This window comes from Brevibacillus sp. RS1.1, from assembly GCF_013284365.1.
Lineage (GTDB): Bacteria > Bacillota > Bacilli > Brevibacillales > Brevibacillaceae > Brevibacillus > Brevibacillus brevis_D.
The window spans coordinates 269,341-288,945 of record NZ_JABSVA010000002.1 but is presented as its reverse complement, the minus strand read 5'-3'; the positions used below and the strand labels follow the sequence as shown (position 1 = coordinate 288,945).

Annotated in this window: 17 protein-coding genes; 15 read left to right on the top strand and 2 right to left on the bottom strand. The window is 49.3% G+C overall.

Going from position 1 to position 19,605, the window contains the following annotated elements:
* Positions 1-12: 12 nt before the first annotated feature.
* Positions 13-1,260 (bottom strand): MFS transporter, encoded by a 1,248-nt coding sequence (locus HP570_RS06995; protein ID WP_173625270.1) that lies wholly within the window; start codon positions 1,258-1,260, stop codon positions 13-15.
* 214 nt (positions 1,261-1,474) lie between these two features.
* On the opposite strand from HP570_RS06995, the gene rph reads away from it, so the two are divergent.
* From rph to HP570_RS06945, 10 genes are all read left to right on the top strand, one after another.
* On the top strand, positions 1,475-2,236 hold the full coding sequence (gene rph / locus HP570_RS06990; protein WP_064200724.1) for a ribonuclease PH: 762 nt from the start codon (positions 1,475-1,477) through the stop codon (positions 2,234-2,236).
* Positions 2,229-2,822: an XTP/dITP diphosphatase gene (locus HP570_RS06985; protein ID WP_173604964.1), complete on the top strand. Its 594-nt coding sequence runs from the start codon at positions 2,229-2,231 to the stop codon at positions 2,820-2,822. Before rph ends, HP570_RS06985 begins: the two co-directional genes overlap by 8 nt.
* 30 nt (positions 2,823-2,852) lie before the next feature.
* The gene (locus HP570_RS06980) at positions 2,853-3,392 is read left to right on the top strand and encodes a metallophosphoesterase family protein (RefSeq protein ID WP_173604985.1); all 540 of its coding nucleotides are present in this window, start codon (positions 2,853-2,855) and stop codon (positions 3,390-3,392) included.
* Positions 3,393-3,516: 124 nt separating this feature from the next.
* Positions 3,517-4,809: a trigger factor gene (gene tig, locus HP570_RS06975; protein WP_012685513.1), complete on the top strand. Its 1,293-nt coding sequence runs from the start codon at positions 3,517-3,519 to the stop codon at positions 4,807-4,809.
* A 131-nt stretch (positions 4,810-4,940) separates the two neighbouring features.
* The gene (gene clpP / locus HP570_RS06970) at positions 4,941-5,522 is read left to right on the top strand and encodes an ATP-dependent Clp endopeptidase proteolytic subunit ClpP (protein ID WP_007722241.1); all 582 of its coding nucleotides are present in this window, start codon (positions 4,941-4,943) and stop codon (positions 5,520-5,522) included.
* 20 nt (positions 5,523-5,542) lie between these two features.
* The gene (clpX, locus tag HP570_RS06965; protein ID WP_012685515.1) at positions 5,543-6,808 is read left to right on the top strand and encodes an ATP-dependent protease ATP-binding subunit ClpX; all 1,266 of its coding nucleotides are present in this window, start codon (positions 5,543-5,545) and stop codon (positions 6,806-6,808) included.
* Positions 6,809-7,005: 197 nt separating this feature from the next.
* Positions 7,006-8,703, top strand: a complete 1,698-nt coding sequence (gene lonB, locus HP570_RS06960; RefSeq protein ID WP_173625269.1) for an ATP-dependent protease LonB — start codon at positions 7,006-7,008, stop codon at positions 8,701-8,703.
* 248 nt (positions 8,704-8,951) lie between these two features.
* Positions 8,952-11,291 carry an endopeptidase La gene (lon, locus tag HP570_RS06955; RefSeq protein ID WP_173625268.1) on the top strand — a complete coding sequence of 780 codons (2,340 nt, stop codon included), beginning with the start codon at positions 8,952-8,954 and terminating at the stop codon, positions 11,289-11,291.
* A complete protein-coding gene (gene yihA, locus HP570_RS06950; RefSeq protein WP_012685518.1) occupies positions 11,288-11,935 on the top strand; it encodes a ribosome biogenesis GTP-binding protein YihA/YsxC in 648 nt (215 codons plus the stop codon). Before lon ends, yihA begins: the two co-directional genes overlap by 4 nt.
* Positions 11,936-11,974: 39 nt before the next feature.
* Complete coding sequence (locus tag HP570_RS06945; RefSeq protein WP_173625267.1) at positions 11,975-13,327, top strand: protein O-GlcNAcase; 1,353 nt, start codon at positions 11,975-11,977, stop codon at positions 13,325-13,327.
* A 49-nt stretch (positions 13,328-13,376) separates the two neighbouring features.
* Here HP570_RS06945 and HP570_RS06940 read toward each other — a convergent pair whose 3' ends face one another.
* Positions 13,377-14,318, bottom strand: coding sequence for a DMT family transporter (locus tag HP570_RS06940; RefSeq protein ID WP_305852623.1), 942 nt, complete (start codon positions 14,316-14,318; stop codon positions 13,377-13,379).
* Positions 14,319-14,551: 233 nt separating this feature from the next.
* Here HP570_RS06940 and hemA point away from each other — a divergent pair, with 233 nt between their 5' ends.
* The 5 genes from hemA (at position 14,552) to hemB (ending at position 19,601) form a co-directional block, all read left to right on the top strand.
* Positions 14,552-15,916 (top strand): glutamyl-tRNA reductase, encoded by a 1,365-nt coding sequence (gene hemA / locus HP570_RS06935; RefSeq protein WP_012685521.1) that lies wholly within the window; start codon positions 14,552-14,554, stop codon positions 15,914-15,916.
* 146 nt (positions 15,917-16,062) lie between these two features.
* Positions 16,063-16,881 (top strand): cytochrome C assembly family protein, encoded by an 819-nt coding sequence (locus HP570_RS06930; protein WP_012685522.1) that lies wholly within the window; start codon positions 16,063-16,065, stop codon positions 16,879-16,881.
* Positions 16,882-16,904: 23 nt separating this feature from the next.
* On the top strand, positions 16,905-17,834 hold the full coding sequence (hemC, locus tag HP570_RS06925) for a hydroxymethylbilane synthase (protein ID WP_173625266.1): 930 nt from the start codon (positions 16,905-16,907) through the stop codon (positions 17,832-17,834).
* Positions 17,831-18,643 carry a uroporphyrinogen-III synthase gene (locus HP570_RS06920; protein ID WP_173625265.1) on the top strand — a complete coding sequence of 271 codons (813 nt, stop codon included), beginning with the start codon at positions 17,831-17,833 and terminating at the stop codon, positions 18,641-18,643. Before hemC ends, HP570_RS06920 begins: the two co-directional genes overlap by 4 nt.
* On the top strand, positions 18,627-19,601 hold the full coding sequence (gene hemB, locus HP570_RS06915) for a porphobilinogen synthase (protein WP_064200736.1): 975 nt from the start codon (positions 18,627-18,629) through the stop codon (positions 19,599-19,601). Before HP570_RS06920 ends, hemB begins: the two co-directional genes overlap by 17 nt.
* Positions 19,602-19,605 lie beyond the last annotated feature (4 nt).

The window sequence follows — 19,605 nt, the reverse complement described above, 5'->3', positions numbered from 1 at the left end:
GCCACGCCCGTATTAACGAGCGTGGTTTTTGTTCGCCAATGGTTCGTTGTCACCAGCCCGTACGGTTCTCCAAATAACGGGCCCGAGCCCAAGCGAAGGGATCGTGATCAAAAGACCTGCCACAAAGCCGACTATACGTGGGTCTGCCATCGTCAAAATCCAGCCGCCAAGGAGCATGGACAGACCGATCAGGATGTTTGAGATCGTCGCATCCAAAGCGAATACTCTGCCATGGTAGCTGGGGTTGACATGCCGCATGATCAACGTATTCAGGCTGGCGTTTCCCATTCCTCCCGCCACGGTGGATAGCGTAAAGAACAGTACTGTTACATAAATCGTGGGTGAAAAGCTGGTCAAAAGCATTCCAAAGCCTTCCACAGCAAAGCTGCTGGCAGCCACTTCGTAAAAGTATCGTTGAAAGCGCTGAGCAAGTATTCCTCCGATGATGAAGCCAATTCCGATCGCTCCGTACAACAGACCAATTCCCCATTCACCGGCAGTAAATACTTGATAGGCATAGACACTGATCAAGACATTGATGATCCCCCCGCCGATTGGCCACACCGCTTTCAGCAAAAGGATAGCGTACACAATCGGTGTGGATGTAATGGCGCGAATCACCTCTCCGTAGGAAGAGACTTTAGCAGACTGCTGCAACTGTACGTTAGAAACGGAGTCGTTTGGGGAGGCGGGTACCTTCAGCCTAGCCAAAAACAGAGCCGAGGCGAAAAAGGAGAGGGCATTGAAAAGAAAAGCGAGATCACTTCCCCACAGTGCAATAAAAATACCCCCGATCAACGAACCGATGGCCATGACGATTCCATAGATACTTTGATCAAGTGCGTTCGCAGTCGCCAATTCCTCAGGGTCAACGATTTTGGGGAGCAGGGACATTCGTGCAGGATTGTAAAGGGAAGAAAAGGCAACTAACGAAAAAGTACCTGCATAGACCATCCATACATCTGATTTTTCAGATACGAACAAAAACGAAAGAGCAACGAAGCCGCGAACGAGATCACAGGCGACCATCACTTTTTTACGATCAAAACGGTCTGCCATCAGACCGCCCAGGGGACCAAAAATTAAGTGAGGCAGCGTGCGTAGTGCGAGGGTAATGCCGACCGCAATAGCTGTTCCCGTCATTTCGAGCAGCAGTGCGAGTACAGCAACGCTGTTAAACCAATCTCCGATTCCGCTTAAGAAATTGGCGGTTAAAAGGCGCCGCAGATTCGGTTTTTTCAAAAGAAACAAGAAGCTCATAAGCAGATTCACCTACCATCAAATTAATTGAATATCTAATTAGATAATATTTTAAATAGTTGAGTGACGGCAAGGAATTTTTTATGAGGAAGGAAGTGACAAGAATATTTGCAATTCACGTAAATAGGAAAGAGGCGTTTGTGCAGTGGCAGATCGTTTCCCGCCTCTGGTATAATGAGCGGAGTGTAACAAAGCGATTTAGGAGGAACTTGGAATGAGAGTGGATGGCCGTGCCCATGACCAATTGCGCCCAGTAACCATTACGCGCAATTACATTAAACACGCAGAAGGATCTTGCCTGATTGAAGTCGGAGACACAAAGGTGATTTGTACGGCGACTTTGGAAGAACGGGTACCGCCTTTTATGCGTGGTGGCGGGAAGGGCTGGATCACAGCCGAGTATTCCATGCTTCCCCGAGCAACAGCGACCCGCAACGCGCGTGAGTCGTCAAAAGGAAAAGTCGGTGGACGAACAATGGAGATCCAGCGTCTGATCGGACGTGCTCTGCGCTCCGTTGTAAACCTTGAAGCAATGGGTGAACGCACCATTTGGCTGGATTGCGATGTCATTCAGGCAGATGGAGGTACACGGACAGCTTCGATTACCGGAGCGTTTGTGGCAATGGTAGACGCGATGCAAAAGCTGGTGGATAGTGGCACCTGGAAACAGCTTCCGTTAAACGATTTCCTGGCAGCGACCTCAGTAGGGGTAGTCGGCGAGGAAGCCGTGCTCGATCTCAACTACAAAGAGGATTCTACAGCAATTGTCGACATGAATGTCGTCATGACGGGAAAAGGAAAGTTTGTCGAACTGCAAGGAACAGGGGAGGATGCACCGTTTTCGCCTGAACAGCTACAAGAAATGATTGCCCTTGCAAAAGTCGGCATTGACAACTTGATCCACAGTCAAAAAGAGGCGCTCGCTGATGTTACGCTCTCTTTTGCACAATCGGTAGCGGAGGAAAGTCATGCCTAATCGAAAAAAAGTCGTTCTCGCAACACGGAACCAAGGAAAAGTGAAAGAATTCAACAGGCTGTTCGCAGATGCAGGTTGGGAAGGGATTAGCCTCGCTGAATTTGATGGTGTGCCTGAGGTGGTAGAAGACAAGGACACTTTCGAAGGAAATGCGCTGAAAAAAGCAATCGAAATCTCTACATACTTGAACATGCCAGCCTTGGGTGACGATTCCGGTTTGGAAGTAGATGCGCTGGAAGGACGCCCAGGTGTTTACTCCGCACGCTTCGCTGGGGAAGATGCAACAGACGAGCAGAATTGGCGTAAATTGTTGAAAGAGCTGGAAGAGGTATCGACAGAGGAACGCACAGCTCGCTTCCGTTGTACGTTGGCGTTGGTGATTCCGGGGGAAGAGCCAATCATTGCCACAGGCGCTTGTGAGGGCGTGATTGCGCGTGAACCAAAAGGGACAAATGGCTTTGGTTACGATCCGGTATTCTACGTCCCATCGATGGACAAAATGATGGCCGAACTCATGCCAGAAGAAAAGAACCAGATTAGCCACCGCGCTCGTGCCATGCAGCAACTGCTTGCAATCCTCAAGTAGACAAGAGAGAAAACAGGAGAGTGAAGCGTGATGGGAATACTCATCATGAGCGATAGCCACGGCTTGGTTCGGGAAGTAAGCCAGGTCGTCAACCGACATCATGTCGAAAAAATTCTGCATTGTGGCGATTTTTGTGTCGATCATAAGCGCGAGCCGTTTTCCAACATGACGCTTGTCCGAGGCAATTGCGATTCGACACAAGAGGTGCCGACTGAGCAAGAGACCAAATGGCGCGACCTTCACATCCTGCAAACGCACGGGCATCTTTTTGGAGTGAAAGGCTCTCTTCTGCGCCTTCATTACCGTGCAGAAGAGGTCGGGGCAAATGTAGTCGTATTCGGTCACTCCCATGTACCTGTCTGTGGAGTAGAAAGAGACATTTTGTTTCTAAATCCAGGTAGCCTGCAAATGCCACGAGGTTTTCACGTACCGACATACGCTCTTTTAGAAGAGACAGGAACGAGTCCGACAGAAACTTACATATCCGTGGCGTTTTATGATCATGCTGGCAACCTGGTTCCACAATTGGGAGGGAACTATTCTGTTCGTCGACCAATGAGGTCTTCTTGAAAACTAAAAGATTTGTGCTATACTAGAATGGTTATAATGGCTAGAATATTATCATCCGAGCCTGCGAAGATACCATGGCGCGGCTGGCGATGTTCTGTTATTCGATTTAGGAGGGGAAGTTTACGTGGCAGCAAATTGGGAAAAGGTAGAGAATAACCAGGGAGTCCTGACGATTGAAGTAGATGCTACGCAAGTAGACGCAGCATTGGATCAAGCGTTTAAAAAAGTGGTTCAAAAAGTTCAAGTTCCAGGATTCCGTAAAGGAAAAGTACCACGCAAAATGTTCGAATCCCGTTTTGGTGTAGAATCTTTGTACCAAGACGCTCTTGACATTCTGCTTCCAACTGCATACGGACAAGCTGTTCGTGAAGCTGGTATCGAGCCAGTAGATCGTCCAGAAGTAGACGTAACGCAAATGGAACAAGGGAAAAACCTGATCTTCAAAGCGACTGTAACTGTGAAGCCTGAAGTGAAGCTGGGCGACTACAAAGGTCTGTCCATCGAAGAAAAAGACTTCTCTGTAACAGAAGAGAGCGTTGACGCTGAACTGAAGCGCATGCAAGAGCGTCATGCTGAGCTCGTAGCAGTAGAAGAGGGTGCCGCACAAACAGGCGATATCGCTGTAATCGATTTCGAAGGCTTCCAAGACGGAGTAGCTTTTGAAGGCGGTAAAGCAGAAGATTATTCTCTGGAACTGGGTTCCGGTACTTTCATCGCAGGGTTCGAAGAGCAACTGGCTGGTTTGAACATCGGCGAAGAAAAAGAAATTACCGTAACTTTCCCTGAAGAGTACCACTCTCCTAACCTCGCTGGTAAAGAAGCGGTATTCAAAGTAAAGCTGAACAGCCTGAAGCGCAAAAACATGCCTGTTTTGGATGATGAGTTTGCCAAAGACGTGAGCGAGTTCGACACGCTGGAAGAGCTGAAAGCAGACACCAAGAAAAAACTCGAAGAAAAAACAGCGCAAGAAAAAGATCAATATGTTCGTGAGCAACTCGTTCTGAAAGCAGCTGAAAACGCTGAGATCGATTTGCCAGCAGTAATGGTTGAGCATGAATTGGATCAAATGGTTAATGAATTTGGTCAACGTCTGCAATACCAAGGCATGACGCTGGAACTGTACTACCAGTTCTCCGGCATGGATGAGAGCCAACTGCGTGATCAATTGCGTGCAGACGCAACATCCCGCGTTCGCACTTCCTTGACTTTGGAAGCAATCGGCAAAGCAGAAAACATCGAAGCAACAGAAGAAGACGTAAACGCAGAACTGGATAAACTGGCTGGCGTATACGGCCGCCCAGCAGATGAGCTGCGCAAAATCTTCTCCGCACAAGATGGCATGGCTGCGCTGTACCGCGATGTGCAAACTCGCAAAACAGTAGATTTGCTGGTTGCAGAAAGCAAAGTAACAGCATAAGCTTAGAAGAACGCATGATTGGTCAGTGGGCAGGCTAACCCTGACGCTGGCTGTCAAGACCACAAGGCACGAGTGTATCGTGCCTTGTTTTTCCACCATTGACTTTTTTCGGCAAAGGAGGAAAATACATAATGTTAATCCCTATGGTCATCGAGCAAACAAGCAGGGGAGAGCGTTCCTACGATATTTACTCGCGCCTCCTGAAAGACCGGATTATTCTCTTGGGCACCGAGATTGATGATGAAATCGCCAATCTGGTTGTCGCTCAGCTGCTATTCTTGCAGGCAGAAGATCCGGACAAAGACATATCGCTATACATAAACTCTCCAGGTGGCTCTGTTACAGCAGGAATGGCCATCTATGACACCATGCAGTACATCAAACCGGATGTGTCCACGATTTGTGTGGGCATGGCTGCCAGTATGGGTGCTTTCCTGTTGGCTGCTGGTGCAAAAGGCAAGCGCTTTGCTCTGCCAAACGCCGAGGTGATGATTCACCAACCGCTCGGCGGTGTGCGTGGGCAAGCAGAAGACATCCGCATTCATGCGGAATGGATTATGAAAACGAAGCGCCAGCTGAATGAGATTTTGTCTGAGCGGACAGGTCAGCCTTATGAACGCGTAGAGCAAGATACAGACCGCGACAATTTCATGAGTGCAGAAGAAGCAAAGGCCTACGGATTGATTGACTCTATTATCGAACGCAAAAACTGACCCGTTGTGAGGTGAAGCGCATGTTTAAGTTTAACGACGACAAAGGCCAACTGAAGTGTTCCTTCTGCGGCAAGTCCCAGGAACAGGTGCGCAAGCTGGTAGCTGGTCCTGGTGTTTACATTTGTGACGAATGTATCGAACTGTGCAATGAAATTGTACAGGAAGAACTGGGCACTGAAGAAGAAATCGATATGAAAGAAATTCCAAAGCCAGTGGAAATTCGCAAAATCTTGGACGACTATGTTATCGGTCAAGATATGGCGAAGAAATCCTTGTCTGTAGCGGTGTACAACCACTACAAACGGATTAATTCCGGGGCGAAGATCGAGGATGTGGAGCTGCAAAAATCCAACATCATGCTGATCGGTCCGACTGGTAGCGGGAAAACGTTGCTCGCGCAAACATTGGCGCGCATTCTGAATGTACCTTTCGCGATTGCGGACGCAACTTCTCTGACAGAAGCAGGCTATGTGGGCGAAGACGTTGAAAACATCTTGCTCAAGCTCATTCAAGCTGCTGACTATGATGTGGAGAAGGCTGAAAAAGGAATCATTTACATCGACGAGATTGATAAGGTAGCCCGCAAATCGGAAAACCCATCCATCACGCGTGATGTATCTGGTGAAGGCGTTCAGCAAGCGCTCTTGAAAATTTTGGAAGGTACGGTTGCGAGTGTTCCACCACAAGGCGGACGCAAGCATCCTCACCAAGAGTTCATCCAAATCGACACGTCGAACATTTTGTTCATCTGCGGTGGTGCATTTGATGGCGTCGAGCAGATTATCAAGCGTCGTTTGGGTAAAAAAGTCATCGGTTTCGGTGCAGACTTCGGCGATGGCGTAAAAGGCGATCTGAAAGCCGGAGAATACCTGAAATACATTTTGCCGGAAGACCTGCTGAAATTTGGTCTGATTCCGGAGTTCGTTGGTCGTTTGCCAGTGCTGGCTACTTTGGAGCCGCTGGATGAGGAGACGCTCGTTCGTATCCTGACAGAGCCGAAAAACTCTTTGGTGAAACAGTACCAAAAACTGCTGAGTCTCGACGGTGTTGAGCTGGAGTTCGATAACGGTGCGCTGCTGCAAATCGCCAAAGAAGCGATTAAGCGCAACACTGGTGCTCGCGGACTGCGTGCGATTATCGAACAAATCATGCTCGATATGATGTATGAGCTTCCTTCCAGAGAAGACGTCAACAAGTGTGTCATTACCGAAGAAACGGTACGCGACAAAGTGAAGCCGCAACTGTTGACCAAAGAAGGACAGGAATTGCACGAAGAAACAGCCTAAGCATTGTCTACAAAAACCATCTCGTTATCTGCGAGGTGGTTTTTTTGTTGGTGGTTTACGTCTACGCTTGCGGGGCAATACTACTTGATATCGTTCAAGAGAAGCTTTACATATGCACAAAACGGTCATGAACGTGTTCCTCTCTCTTCGGAGGACAAAAGTTGACCGCAAGCGAAGACGCATGGGAGGGACTGCATATGGACTATACGACATTGGTCATTGCTGTCATTGAAGTGGTTGTTGGTATCGTGATCGGCACCTACTTTTGGAACTTGCTGCGAGCGCAGAGAAACACGAAAACCTCAACCGAAAAGGAATCGCGCAAGGATCTTGATTCCATTCGGAAAATGAGAATGGTTGCGTTGACAGAACCTCTATCAGAGAGAACAAGACCGGCCACTTTGGAAGAAATTGTAGGACAAGAAGATGGGCTTCGTGCGTTGCGTGCCGCTTTGTGCGGTCCCAACCCGCAGCATGTCATTATTTATGGACCACCAGGTGTAGGCAAGACCGCAGCGGCTAGGGTCGTACTGGAAGAAGCGAAGAAAAATCAGCTATCGCCGTTTTCTTCTGATGCCAAGTTTATTGAAATCGATGCGACGATTGCGCGGTTTGATGAGCGTGGGATTGCTGACCCGTTAATCGGCTCCGTACATGATCCGATTTATCAAGGGGCAGGCTCGCTTGGGCAGGCAGGGATTCCGCAGCCAAAGCCAGGTGCTGTAACAAAAGCGCACGGTGGTATGCTTTTTCTTGATGAAATCGGGGAACTTCATCCTATTCAGATGAATAAGTTACTAAAGGTTCTCGAAGACCGTAAAGTCATGCTGGAGAGTGCTTACTACAGCGAGGAAAACACCCAAATTCCTTCGCATATTCATGACGTTTTCAAATACGGTTTGCCCGCCGACTTTCGTCTGGTTGGAGCGACGACGAGGCTGCCAGAAGAACTGCCTGCTGCGCTTCGTTCCCGTTGCCTGGAAATCTTTTTCCGTCCATTAAAGGCTGGGGAAATTGGGTGTATCGTGCGTACAGCCGTGCCTAAAATGAATATGAATATAGAAGATAGCGCTGTTTCTGTGATCGAGCGCTACGCGACCAATGGACGTGAAGCGATCAATACCTTGCAAATCGCCGCGGGAATTGCCTTGACGGAAGAACGCCAAGACATCCAGGCTGCCGATGTGGAATGGGTAATGCACAGCAGTCAAAAATCGCCTCGCCCCGAAAAACAAGTGCATGATACACCTCAGGTCGGTTTGGTCAACGGTCTTGCTGTGTACGGTCCGAACATGGGCAGTGTGATGGAGCTTGAAGTGACGGCATCACCCGCAGCTGTTCCTGGTCAAGGTCGAATGGCGATGACAGGAATGGCAGAGGAAGAGGAAATGGGCAGCCGTAGCCGGACGATTCGCCGAAAGTCGATGGCAAAAGGCTCGATCGAAAACGTTTTGACTGTCTTGAGCAGAATGGGCGTCCGTCCGTATGATTATGATCTGCATATCAATTTTCCGGGAGGCATCCCTGTCGATGGGCCTTCTGCGGGCATTACCATTGCCACTGCGATCTACTCGGCGATTGTGAATCAGCCTGTCGATAATTTACTGGCGATGACTGGCGAAGTGAGTATACATGGGAAGGTAAAGCCAGTTGGGGGTGTAGTGGCAAAGGTGGAAGCTGCCAAACAGGCGGGAGCGACTAGAGTCCTCATTCCACAGGAAAACTGGCAAAGTATTTTTGTGGACATGAATGGGATCGAAGTCATTCCGGTGTCTACAGTCTCTGAAGTAATCGAGCTAGCTGTACCGCAAGCTACCATGCAAGAAGAGGAGGCGACGGGATTTACTTTGCAAATCCCAGAAGAGGATCTCGCTTCCTCTCCGCTATCCCTGTAACAGTCGGGTATGCTCGCAAATTAGACATCGGATTGTGTTTGCGCTACAATGGAAAAAAGCTTCTGCTTGCAAAGAGCCAGAGGCCTTGCCCGGCCTGAAACGAGCTCCACAAAAAATGATTGTGTATGATCTTTTTTGTCTCGTTTTTTGGGGCCGGGTGGGCGTTTAAAAAACGGCTTTGAGGGCCGTTTTTGTCTGTTATAAGGCTCTTTGTAAGAGGGTAGATCAACAAGGAGAGGTGCATCCGCTTGGGCGAACGTTCCGGTAAACGAGAATTACCGCTTCTCCCGTTGCGAGGATTGCTTGTTTATCCGACAATGGTACTCCATTTGGACGTTGGACGGGAAAAGTCCATCCGCGCATTGGAGCAAGCCATGGTAGACGATAACAAGATTTTGCTTGCGACACAAGAAGAGGTCCACATAGAAGAGCCAGATGCTGAGCAAATTTACAGGATTGGTACCGTTGCGCGTGTGAAACAAATGCTGAAGCTGCCAAATGGGACAATCCGTGTTTTGGTAGAAGGCTTGCAACGCGCGAAGATCGAGGAGTATCTTCAGCAGGAAGATTATTTCGTCGTGTCGATTACATATTTGCAAGATGAAAAGACAGAGAAAAATGAAGTGGAAGCTTTAATGCGTTCCTTGCTGGGTCATTTTGAGCAGTACATCAAGCTGTCCAAAAAGGTTTCTCCAGAGGCACTGACCTCTGTGCAGGATATTGAGGAACCAGGACGTTTGGCCGATGTCATTGCTTCCCATCTGCCGCTCAAGATGAAGGACAAACAAGAAATTCTGGAGACGACCAACATCAAGGAACGTCTCGAAATTCTTTTGACCATTTTGAACAACGAGCGCGAGGTACTTGAGCTGGAGCGCAAGATTGGCAACCGCGTGAAGAAACAGATGGAGCGCACGCAAAAGGAATACTACCTGCGTGAGCAAATGAAAGCTATCCAAAAAGAGCTGGGCGACAAGGATGGCCGCCAAGGTGAAGTAGATGAACTACGTGCTCAGCTCGAAAAATCGGACGCTCCTGAACGGATCAAAGCGAAGATCGAGAAGGAGCTCGAGCGTCTGGAAAAGATGCCGGCGACTTCTGCGGAAGGCTCAGTCATTCGCACATATATCGATACCTTGCTTGCGCTACCGTGGACGAAGGCGACAGAAGACAATCTGGATATTCATCATGCACAGCAAGTTCTCGATGAAGATCATTACGGCTTGGATAAACCAAAAGAGCGCGTCTTGGAGTATTTGGCAGTACAAAAGCTGGTAAACTCCATGCGTGGACCGATCCTTTGTCTGGTTGGTCCTCCGGGTGTCGGGAAAACATCTTTGGCCCGTTCTGTAGCACGTGCAATCGGGCGTGAATTCGTTCGCATTTCCTTGGGGGGAGTGCGCGATGAAGCAGAAATTCGCGGTCACCGCCGTACGTATGTAGGAGCTCTCCCAGGACGAATCATCCAAGGAATGAAGCAAGCTGGCACGGTTAATCCTGTCTTTTTGCTGGATGAGATCGACAAGCTCGCGTCCGATTTCCGCGGAGACCCTGCGTCTGCCCTACTTGAAGTGCTAGATCCAAACCAAAATGATAAATTCAGTGATCACTATATCGAAGAGACCTATGATTTGACGAACGTCATGTTTATTACGACCGCAAACAGTCTCGATACGATTCCGCGTCCGCTCTTGGACCGGATGGAGGTCATCTCGATTTCCAGCTATACCGAACTGGAAAAGCTGAACATTTTGCGTGATTACCTCTTGCCGAAGCAAATGCAGGATCACGGTCTGGGCAAAGATAAGCTGAAGATGAACGACGATGCGATGCTGAAGCTCGTTCGTTTGTACACGCGGGAAGCGGGAGTTCGCAACCTCAATCGCGAAGCAGCAAACGTATGCCGCAAAGCTGCCAAGCTGATTGTGGGCGGTGAGAAAAAGCGTGTCGTGGTTACGGTCAAAACGTTGGAGACGCTGCTCGGCAAACCGCGCTACCGCTACGGTCTGGCGGAGATAAAAGATCAAGTCGGCTCCGTTACGGGTCTGGCTTGGACACAAGCAGGCGGAGATACGCTGAATGTAGAAGTCAGCATTTTGCCTGGAAAAGGAAAGCTCACCCTAACAGGGAAACTGGGTGACGTCATGAAGGAATCTGCGCAGGCTGCATTCAGCTATATTCGCTCCCGTGCAGAACAGTGGGGAATCGATCCTGCCTTCCACGAGAAGAACGACATCCACATCCACTTTCCGGAAGGGGCGATTCCAAAAGACGGTCCGTCTGCTGGGATTACGATGGCAACCGCACTCGTATCCGCTCTCACGAAAATCCCTGTGAAAAAAGAGGTGGGGATGACCGGGGAGATTACCTTGCGAGGTCGGGTACTGCCGATTGGCGGACTGAAAGAAAAGTGCATGTCCGCTCACCGTGCAGGTTTAACCACGATCATTTTGCCAAAAGACAACGAGAAGGATATCGAGGATATCCCGGAGAGCGTACGCGGTGAACTGACATTCTATCCAGTTGACCATTTAGATGAAGTGCTGCGTCACGCGCTAACTAAACAGCCAGTAGGTGACAAAGCATGAAAGTAACATCATCAGAGTTTATTATCAGTGCGGTTGGACCGAAGCAGTATCCGACAGATGGCCTCCATGAGATCGCGTTGGTAGGACGCTCTAACGTAGGAAAATCATCATTGCTCAATAAAATGATGAACCGCAAAGGGCTTGCCCGGATTAGTTCTCGTCCGGGTAAAACCCAGACATTGAACTATTTCCGTGTCAATCAAATGCTCTACTTCGTTGACTTCCCGGGTTATGGGTATGCAAAGGTAGCGAAGACGATCAAGGAACAATGGGGAAAAATGATCGAGGGTTATTTGAAAAACCGGAATGAGCTTCGCTTCATTATTCAACTGGTCGATATTCGCCATGCTCCGAGTAAAGACGATATTGCGATGTACGATTGGTGCAAGCAAATCGGGCTCCCTACCGTAGTCGTAGCGACGAAAGGTGATAAAATCGCTCGCGGGCGTTGGCTACAGCATACAAAGATCATCCGTCAAAGCCTGAATTTGCGCGGGGATGATACGATCATTGTATTTTCCTCGGAGACAGGTCAAGGCAAGGATGAGCTGTGGGCAGAAATCATGCGTCGTATCCGTGCTGGTGAGGAAATGGCAAGGGAGACGGCTGCCAGGGCAGAAGAGATTGCTCCAGCCAGTGAGTAATTCTTAGACCCAATTCGTCGTGGGGAAGGGAGCATCTAAGTGAGCGGGAGTGCTTGCTTTGCTGTACGTGGTGTGATCGAAGGCTTCTATGGAACACCTTGGACACATGAAGAGCGGCTGGATATGATCGACTTTTTACACCGATATGATTACAACGCGTATTTCTACGCTCCCAAAGATGACGAGTATCTGAGGGAACGCTGGATGAAGCCGCTTCCTGTGAAAGCCAATCAACAGTTAGATGAGCTGATCCAGCGGGCAAAGACTCACAACATGCAGTTTATTTATTGTCTGGGTCCCGGACTTAGCATGGAATATACGAATCGTCAGCACTTGGAGCTGTTAGGTAAGAAGTATCGGGATTTGTATGATCGCGGTGTGCGTTATTTTGCGCTATTGTTCGATGATATCCCCATGCACCTGTTGCATGAGAAAGATGTAGCCGAGTTTGCCCATTTGGCGGAGGCGCATGCCCATACGACGCTTTATGTGTGGGATTTGATACGCAGCTGGGGCGATCCAGTCAAGCTGGTTGTCTGTCCTACACAATACAACGGGATAGGAAAAGAAGCGTATATCATGTACCTCGGCAAGCATTTACCTCCAGAAATCGATTTGTTCTGGACGGGACGATTCGTCTGCTCGCCTTACCTGACGGACGGTGATGCGATTCGCTTTCAAGAGTACACCGGTCATCAGCCATTTTATTGGGACAACTACCCGGTGAATGATTTGGCCATGGCGAACGAACTACATATCGGTCCATTGCGTCACCGTGACCCTGACCTTTGGCAATACGCAGCAGGCTATGTGGCGAATGCGATGTCTAGACCAGAATGCTCGAAGATTCCTTTGATTACGACGGCAGCCTATTTGCGAGATCCGATCGGCTACGACCCTGAGACGGTATGGAAACAAGCTGTCGAGGAAGTAGCGGGACAAAAGGATGCGGATGCTTTCTTCACCTTTGCGAATAACGTGCAAAGCTCGTTTTTATGCGAGGTGGAATCGCCGCTATTGCTAGAAGCGATCCTGACCTTCCGCTTTCATTTCTTGGAAGGAGATCGACAAAAGGCCATTGCGGACTTGACGGCTCTTTTTCAGAAGATGGAGGCGGCGGCAAACAAGCTGTTGGCAGGGATGGCGAATGAGAAGCTTGCAGCAGAAACGAGGCCGTGGGTGGAGAAGTTCCATCTGTGGACCAAAGTCGGTCTGTCGGCAGTCGCTCTCATCGATCATGGGACAAGAGGGCGAATGCCACAAGCAGTCTATCACTTGCTCCGCCTCAAACAGTGGCTCAAACGAACGGAGCGTTACCCGCAAGAAGTGTGTGGACCCGTTATGCAGCTTTTTGTGGATGCCGTAATGCTAGAGGTTAAGAAGAGCTCATAAAAAAAGTTCCTAATCCCGCAGGGGAGAAGGAACTTTTTTGCTTTTCGCATCAGGCGGATTCACGACCGTCATTTGGCTTTCTCTGACGGAAATTCCGCACCCATTCTTGAATCGGCAGCTCAGCGAGAATCATGCCGGTGAAAATCAGGAGACATCCGGTTAACTGTCTTCCACTTAATATTTCATAAATAAAGACGTAGGAGGTGACTGCAGCAAATACGGGCTCCAAAGCGAAAATGAGAGCGACCCGCGTCGAGCTGGTTTGCTTTTGCAAGGCCGTTTGCGCGAGAAAGGCCAGTGCCGTGGCGAAAATAGAAGTGACGATCAAACCAAAGGCCACCTCGGGTATGAACAAAATCGCCGGATCAAAAGCACGACTCCAATCCTCAAAGAAAAAGGCGTACAGCCAGCTCATTACAGCTACTGTGCCTAATTGCGTGATGGCAAGGGGCAATGCTGCAAAACGAGGTGCGTATTTACCGGTAAAGACGATTTGCATGGCGAAGCAGATGGCAGCGACGAAGATCAGAGCATCACCGAGATTAAAGAAGAATGACTGGTTCTGCGTTAGCAAATACAAGCCGAATGCTGCCAGAATCACACCGAAGATAGCGAAAGGCTTGACGCGCTCACGCAAGAGCAAAAACGAGAAGAGCGGCACCAATACGACGGCTAATCCAGTGATAAAGCCAGCTTTGGACGGCGAAGTATACAATAGTCCTACGGTCTGTAAGGCGTATCCCAGACAGAGCCAAAAGCCGAGAATGACGCCTGCACGAAGCAGTGGCCCTCTCCATTCAGAGGTTTGCCCACGATGACGATTGCGGATGAAATAGATGATCAATAAAAATAGCGCAGCAATGGTAAAACGAACAGCGTTAAACGTATTGGGAGGCAGCGATGCGATTGCCTGCTGTACGATCAAAAACGTAGTTCCCCAGATAACTGCGACGAGGAGCAGCGTTATATCTGCCATCCAAGGTTTTCTCAAAGCTTCTTTCCTCTCCTTTCTGACATTTTCACAATTTTTCTTCGGTTTTCATGTATAGGCGACATCATAAGGGATTCCCGGAAGGAACGCAAGCGGATTATATAGGATAAACGCAAAGTGCGCTCCGTTAAAAAACTTTTCACAATTACTCCTATCCGATTCGGGACATAATGATATAATAATAGTGCATTTTACATATGCCGCTAACAGGTTTGTTATTCTGGGAGGACATTATGGATATTCTTTTGCTGGGTTTAAACTATAAAACAGCTCCTGTCGAAATTCGCGAAAAGTTTACATTCAGCGACGATGGGACAGCACGCGCTCTTCATCTACTCTCCCAGACGAAGAGTATCGCAGAATGTATCATCCTGGGGACGTGCAACCGGACGGAAATTTACGTCGTTTGCGACCAGGCAAATATAGGCCGAGACTATACCCGCCGTTTTTTGGCTGAATGGTTCGGCGTGGAGAAAGAACAATTTAAGGATCATCTCTATATAAAAGAGAACGAACAGGCAATCGAGCACTTGTTCCGCGTCTCTTCCGGTCTTGATTCGATGGTAATGGGAGAAACACAAATCCTCGGACAAGTCCGGGATGCGTTCCTGTTGGGGCAGGAGCATCAAACGACAGGGACTGTCTTCAACACCTTGTTCAAGCAAGCGATCACGTTTGCCAAGCGTGCCCATACAGAGACAGCGATTGGACAAAATGCGGTTTCTGTTAGCTACGCTGCTGTCGAACTGGGGAAAAAGATCTTCGGTTCCTTTGCAGGGAAGTCTGTCCTGATCGTCGGAGCGGGCAAAATGAGCGAGCTGACCGCCAAGCATCTGCACGCAAATGGATCGGAACGCGTCATGGTTGCCAATCGTACATTGGAGCGAGCGCAGCTTTTGGCAGAGAAGTTCAAGGGTGACTCCTGTACGATGGAGCAGCTGCCTGAGGCACTGCTCACAGCAGACATCGTCATCAGCTCGACCGGAGCGACAGGTTATGTCCTCGGTAAAAAAGAACTGGCTCCGATCATGAAACAACGAAAGCATCGTCCGTTGTTCATGGTGGATATCGCAGTTCCTCGCGATCTGAATCCTGACTTGCATGATCTTGATAACGTATTTTTATATGATATTGACGATCTGGAAGGCATCGTTGCGAGTAATGTTGCGGAACGTTCTCGTGAAGCGGAACGTCTGGATGTCATGATTCAAGAAGAGATCGTGGCATTCACGACTTGGTACCAAACGCTTGGCGTAGCACCACTGATCGCTGCACTGCGTGACAAGGCAAACACGATCCAAAGCGAAGCGATGCGAAAAATCGAAAACAAGCTGCCAAACTTGTCTGAGCGGGAGATGCACATCATCCGCAAGACAACCAAGGGCATTGTCAATCAACTGTTGCACGATCCGGTCGTACGTTTAAAAGAAATGGCAGCTACCAAAGATGGGGAAGAAGTACTGGATATTTTCGAGAAAATGTTTGCGTTGGAGGAGATCCTGGAGCGAAAAGAACAGGAAGCAATCTGGGCTAACGATAAAAATAAACAGACATCTTCTTCTCGGGAGCAAGTATTGGTTTCCCGGTTCCCTGACTAAGCTGACCTGACCTGACAATCTATCTGCTACTAGAGGTTGTTCAAAAAGTCGTCTTTTGATCACGAAGTAGCTCAGAAAGCTAATACAAGCCGACTTTTTGAACACGCACTGTTAGAAACCGATTGGGAAAGTGGGGGAGAGAGTGCATGGCCGAGGTGAGATGGATCTACGACTTGACGATCTTTCTCTACGCTGCAAGTGTTCTCTTCTATTTTAACGACTTCTTGCAAAGCAACCGGAAAGTCAATCGTCTGGCTTTCGGGTTGCTTGTTGTCGTTTGGGCCTTGCAAACCGCATTTTTTGTCTCGCAAGCAGTCATGAAGGGGTATTTTCCAGTCATTACGCTGTTTGAGACACTCTTTTTTTATTCATGGGTGCTGGTAGGCTTGTCGCTTGCCATTCACTATTTTTTTCGGATTGATTTGCTGGTTTTTTTTACCAATATTATCGGGTTTGTCGTGCTCGTTATGTCGATGTTTTTACCGGAAACGCCGATTGAGGCTGTATCGAGCATTTTGACCTCTGAACTATTGTTGACGCATGTGACACTGGCCATGTTCAGCTACGGGGCGTTCTCGCTCTCGATGATTTTCTCGGCCATGTACTTGCTCCAGCACAAAATGCTCAAGGGAAGACGGTGGTCACCGTTGCTCAGGCGTTTGCCTAGCCTCGATCAATTGGAAGGCTACGCGTACCGAATGAACATGCTGGGTGTACCAATGCTCTTGCTCTCGATTGTATTAGGGATCATTTGGGGTAAAATGGTTTTGCCGGAGAAATTTCTGCTAGATTCAAAAGTAGTGCTCTCCGTGCTGGTCGTTGCGATTTATTCGCTGTGGCTGTACCAGCGCTATCGGGATACGATGCAGATGCGCAGACTCGCGCAGTGGAACGTCGTGGCGTTTTTGTTACTGCTTATCAATTTTTTAGGCTTCACTACTTCTACATTTCACGACTGGTGGTAGGAGCTGTTCATAAGGAGGCTGTCATGGGAAAATGGAAAGTGGGAACGCGTCGCAGCAAATTGGCGCTCACTCAAACGAATTGGGTCGTTGATAAACTGAAGGGGTTCGCACCTGAGGCTGATTTTGAATTGCATGAAATCGTGACGAAAGGCGATCGAATCCTCGATGTGACCTTGTCCAAAGTTGGCGGAAAAGGATTGTTTGTCAAAGAAATCGAGCAATCCTTGTTCGATAAGGAAACCGATTTTGCGGTACACAGCTTGAAGGATATGCCTGCTGAATTGCCAGAGGGCTTGGTAATCGGCGCGATTCCGAAGCGTGTTGATCCTCGAGATGTCCTGCTTTCCAAGGACGGCAAGACGTTGGATGAATTACCACAAGGCGCTTTGGTAGGGACCAGTAGCTTGCGCCGTTCTTCACAGATTCTCGCCTATCGCCCTGATATTCAAATCGAATCTTTGCGTGGAAATATTGATACACGCATGCGCAAGCTTGCGGAAGGAAATTTTGATGCGATCATCCTTGCTGCGGCTGGACTTGAGCGCGTGAATTTTGAAGGGGAAATCTCACAGTTCCTGCCTGTTGAAATCAGCTTGCCAGCAGTCGGTCAAGGTGCGCTTGCCATCGAATGCCGAGCAGACGATGAGGAGACACTCGCTCTCTTGAAGCAGTTTGATGACGCACCGACGCGTTTGGCGGTAACGGCAGAGCGGAGCTTCTTGCACAAGCTCCAAGGGGGCTGTCAGGTGCCGATTGGCGCATATGCGACAGTTGGAGAGAACAATGAAATTACGTTGACCGGAATGGTTGGCTCCCCAGATGGGAAGCAAATGTTCAAAAACACGGCGACTGGCCAGGATCCGTTAACGCTGGGCATTCAAGTAGCAGAAGCACTTCTGGCGCAAGGAGCGGGAGACGTACTTGCGGAAGTATTGCGGGAGAATGAGCAATGATTGTCCACGGATCGCACAAGCCGCTGACTGGCAAGTGCATCATGGTCACCCGGGCAAGAAGTCAAGTTCGCGAGCTCGTTGAACAGATCGAGCGGTTGGGTGGAGAAGCATACGCTTTTCCCCTGCTAAAAATGATGCCGCCGACGGACACTGCCAAGCTCGACGAAGCCATCACCCAGTTGCCAGCATTCGACTGGGTGGTCTTCACGAGTGTGAATGGCGTGCGCTTCTTCTTGGAGCGCATGCGCGAGGTCGGGGTTGGCCTTGAAGGGTTCACTGGCAAAATTGCTGCGGTCGGTCCGAAGACGGCCAAGGCGCTTGAGCATCACGGGCTCGAAGTAGCTGTCATCCCGTCTGATTACGTCGCGGAGGGCTTGCTGTCGAGCTTGTATGATCAGTTGCACCCTGGTCAGCGCGTTCTGCTGCCTCGTGCAGATATTGCGCGCAAGGCATTGCCAAAGGAGTTGGCTCGCTTGGGGCTTGCTGTGACAGAGGTAGACGTGTATCACACTGTTATTGATGCAGAGCACGCTCCAGAAGCAGCGGAAAAGCTACAGCAAGGTCTCATTGATATCATCTTGTTTACCAGCTCTTCAACGGTGACGCATTTCATGGCAACGATGGAGCCCTATGCATCGTTAGACTGGCTTAAGCACGTTCAGATAGCCTGTATCGGACCGATAACGGCAGATACAGCAAAGCAAAACGGACTTTCTGTTCATGCAGTAGCAAGTGAGTACACCGTGGAAGGATTACTAGCAGCTATCATAGAGAATCTGGGAGGGAATCGACATGGCACAAACATTTGACCGTCATCGCCGCCTTCGCAAAAGCGCGGCTATGCGCAATCTGGTGCGGGAGAACCACGTACGGGTGGAAGACTTGATTTACCCGTTGTTCGTAGTGGAAGGAACCGGTATTAAGAACGAGATTCCGTCCATGCCAGGCGTGTATCAGCTCTCCTTGGACACACTGGCCGAAGAGATGAAGGAAATCGTAGCTCTGGGAATTCAAGCTGTTCTGATGTTTGGGGTACCAACACATAAAGACGCATGCGGAACAGAGGCGTACAATGATGATGCGATTACCCAGCAGGCGATGCGTCTGATCAAGGAAGCCCATCCGGAAATGATCGTGATTGCAGATACATGCCTGTGTGAATACACCGACCATGGTCACTGTGGTGTCATTCACGAAGGCGAAGTTGTGAATGATGAAACCTTGAAGCTTTTGGGGCAGACTGCCGTTTCCCAAGCAAAAGCTGGAGCAGATATTATTGCACCTTCCAATATGATGGACGGTTTCGTGATTGCAATCCGTGAAGCTTTGGACGAGGCTGGTTTTGAGCACATTCCGATCATGTCCTATGCGGTGAAGTATGCTTCTGCCTTCTACGGGCCGTTCCGCGATGCGGCAGGCTCCACTCCACAATTCGGCGATCGCAAAAGCTATCAAATGGACGCGGCCAATGCACGTGAAGGTCTGCGCGAGGCAGCTTCCGATGTAAAAGAAGGCGCGGACTTCTTGATCGTCAAGCCAGGTCTTGCCTTCATGGACATGGTTCTTCGTCTGCGTGAGAACTTCAACCTGCCGATCGTGGCTTACAATGTGAGTGCCGAGTATTCCATGGTAAAAGCGGCAGCTTTAAATGGCTGGATCGATGAAGAGCGTATCGTTATGGAAACATTGGTTGGCTTCAAACGCGCAGGTGCAGACATGATCATTACGTACCATGCAAAAGATGTTGCAAAATGGCTGGCGAGGTGAGCAC